The following is a 2,931-nucleotide window of genomic DNA, read 5'->3' as shown; positions in this document are numbered from 1 at the left end:
TGCCTGACCCGCGGCACCGCCTACAACGAAGAAACCCACGTCAGCAACCGCCAACGCGTACTCGCCGCCTGAGGTTGACAGAAGGTGTCTCATTGTTGCCATAAGTATCGGTGCACTAGCGACTCGCCAGGCCGGGAGTGTATTGGGAGATGTGCTATACCGGTCTAGGGTCCAGTAGGTTTGTGCGCCGCCCGTCGGGGAGGAGTTGGGCAGCGTCGGCTCGATCCGCCTGTATCAATGCGCAGCAGCTGGCCCGCTGGACCTTGGTTAGGGAAACGAACATTCCACTGCTCGCATCTCGACCAAGCCTCACGCGGCCCAGGCCGCCGCACGGTGTCTGCTGCGCAGACGGAGGGGATGCATGCGCGAGAGGTGTGGGTTCGCGCCGTTGCACTCGCCGGTTGCCCTCTTTTTCGACCATTTGCCCCCGGGTATGCTCAGATCGCCGCTCTGCGGTATCCCGGCCCTCCGGTAGCAGTGCAGCCGACCGCCATTGTGAACTCTCACTATCGCTTGCCGAGCGTGCTTACCGAATATCACGTTACTCGGAGTAAACCGTTGTCTGCGTTCTTGCGCTAGTTACGCTGGTGCAATAGCACAGTTAACGGGGGTGGAAGGAAGCTCCACCATGTCTCTCACCTTCGCTGGACGGCAAGGTCTCACCGTATCCGGTCGGCCCATGTCGCTGCCGCTGAAAGACGTGCGCGCCTTGTCACGGCAGATGGTCGGGCATTTCGTGGAAACCGTCGCCCCCTGCGGCACCTTGCCCGGTGACGCGATCCATGGCGACATCACCATCATCACCCGCGTGTGCTTGGAGCTGGCGGTCAGCATGCTGGACGGCAGCAATATTTCGGAGAAGACCGGGCAACTCGAGGAGGCCGCAGCGCAATGGGCGCGCGAAGGCGTGCCCATCGGTACCATTCACCACGCTATCCATGAGGGCTTCAAGATCGGCTTCGACCTGGTGGTGTCCGCAGCTTTGGCCGAGCAGCGTGCCTCCGGCCCGGCTGACACCGAGCCGATGCTCACAGTCAGCACGGACGACTATCAAAGCATCCTCGACGGCGCCAAACTCGTCGTCGAAATGCTCGACACCATGACCACGGCGGTCTCGGCGGCCTATGTGCGTGAACTGCGCGCGGTCGTGTCGGAGCACCACACCGCGGTGCACACGCTCACCTCGGCGCTGCTCGGGGGACACCCACCTCCACCATGGCACGCGAGTGTGGCATCGACATCTCCGACGGATATCGCGTCATAGCCCTCGCCATTCCTTCTCACCCGGACGAGTCCAACCCGATGCTGGATGCGAAAGTCGTTGCCCGCCGCAAACTCCGGCGTGTGCAGGCGGAATTGGCCACCCGCTGCGACGACACCGTGCTTTCGCTGCTTTCGGTCGACGGCGGCACTCTGCTCATCCCCGCCGATCACATCACCAAGGACGACGTGAAGGAACTGGTCGGGCATCTGTCGCGGGCGGCCCGCGTGCACATCACCGCGACCGCGGTCACCGCCTCTACCGACAGCGTGCCCACCGCCGCGGATCAAGCCCACGAACTGCTCGACATGGTCACCCGGCTCGGGTCGGTGCCTGGCCTGTATCACTTCGACGAGCTGGCTCTGGAATACCAGCTCACCCGCCCCGGCCCCGCCCGTGAGCAGCTCGGGTCGCTGCTCGATCCCCTGGATGAATATCCGGAACTGCTGGAGACTCTGCAGGTCCATATAGCGCACAACCTGAACCGCCAGCGCACTGCGCGGCTACTGCACGTGCACACCAACACCGTGGACTACCGGCTCAAGCGGATCGGTCAGCTCACAGGTTTCGATCCCGCCCAGCCGAGCGGGCTGTGGCGCCTGCGTTCGGCGTTGGTTGCCCGCACCTACCGCAGCTGATCGGAGTGCGGTCGGGCGGGTGCGGAATCACTCCTCACGCCGACGAGCGTCAGTAGGTGCGATAAAGGTGGCATGTTCGCGTTTCTCATCCATGCCCGGACGTGACCCAGCCGACGGTATTCGTGAAACCAAAATCAGTAGGAGGTCGACATCGATAACGGTCGAACTGCATTGGAACAGAGTCTACGAGTTGGAAAAGAAACATGAATGATGTGCGAAGAACCGAGGTCGAAGGATTACGCGTGACGTGGCGGCTGTTCCAAGACCACTTGATCTCCATTGTCGCCGTCCACGAGGCATCCGGCGCCACGCCGATCGTATCCTTCGGTCCCGAGAACTTTCCGGATCTCGCACAAGCGCGAGAACTCCTTCCGGAAATGACCAAGTTATGGGACGCGGTACGCCATGACTTCTGGACAAAACTCATTCCGCCGCAACCGCGGTGTCGGCAGCGGCGACGGAAATGATCTCGAGAAACTGAATCTGATCTGCGATAACTACTCGGTCCACAAGGGTGCCGAGGTCCGGGCGTGGTGTTCGGACAACGAGGTCGAGCTGGTGTTCGTGCCGACCATCGCAGCCATGCCGAGCAGGACGCGGCGGTCTGTGACTACGTCCGGTGGCGCAACCAGCTGTCGCAGGCGGGTTGAATACCGACACCTCGACGATGGCCGGGGTGGGTTGATCGGTCAGAAACACTCCCACGATTCGAGTTCGCCGTTGGAGGGGAAGCGGGGGCGGCGGTCCAGACCGCGGACTTCCACGGGGTGATCAGCAAACGCACCCCGGGATGGGGCTGGCGCCGCGTCGCCGGTCGCGGGCAGCGCCGCCGGAACAGTAGCCGTGCAATAGCCCGTCGGACGCACGAAGATTGCGCGGAACAACGTGCACCGCAGGATATCTCGCGGCAACCGGCGGTCCTGCAAAGGGTGCTTGGCTAAGAATTCAGTTCAGAATGAGTTTGCGGAGGCATATGACGGCGCAGGCGAGGCTGAGTAGGGCTTGGTGGATGTCGGCGCGGCGTTCGTAGCG

General features: G+C 62.6%; 1 pseudogene. It reads left to right on the top strand.

Annotated elements, in window-relative coordinates:
- Positions 1-628: 628 nt before the first annotated feature.
- Positions 629-1,899: pseudogene (locus tag ACWEO7_RS38915) on the top strand (PucR family transcriptional regulator).
- Positions 1,900-2,931 lie beyond the last annotated feature (1,032 nt).

The sequence above is a fragment of the Nocardia sp. NPDC004260 genome (assembly GCF_053603155.1).
The sequence above is the reverse complement of the archived record's forward strand: the minus strand, read 5'-3'. Positions and strand labels throughout refer to the sequence as shown.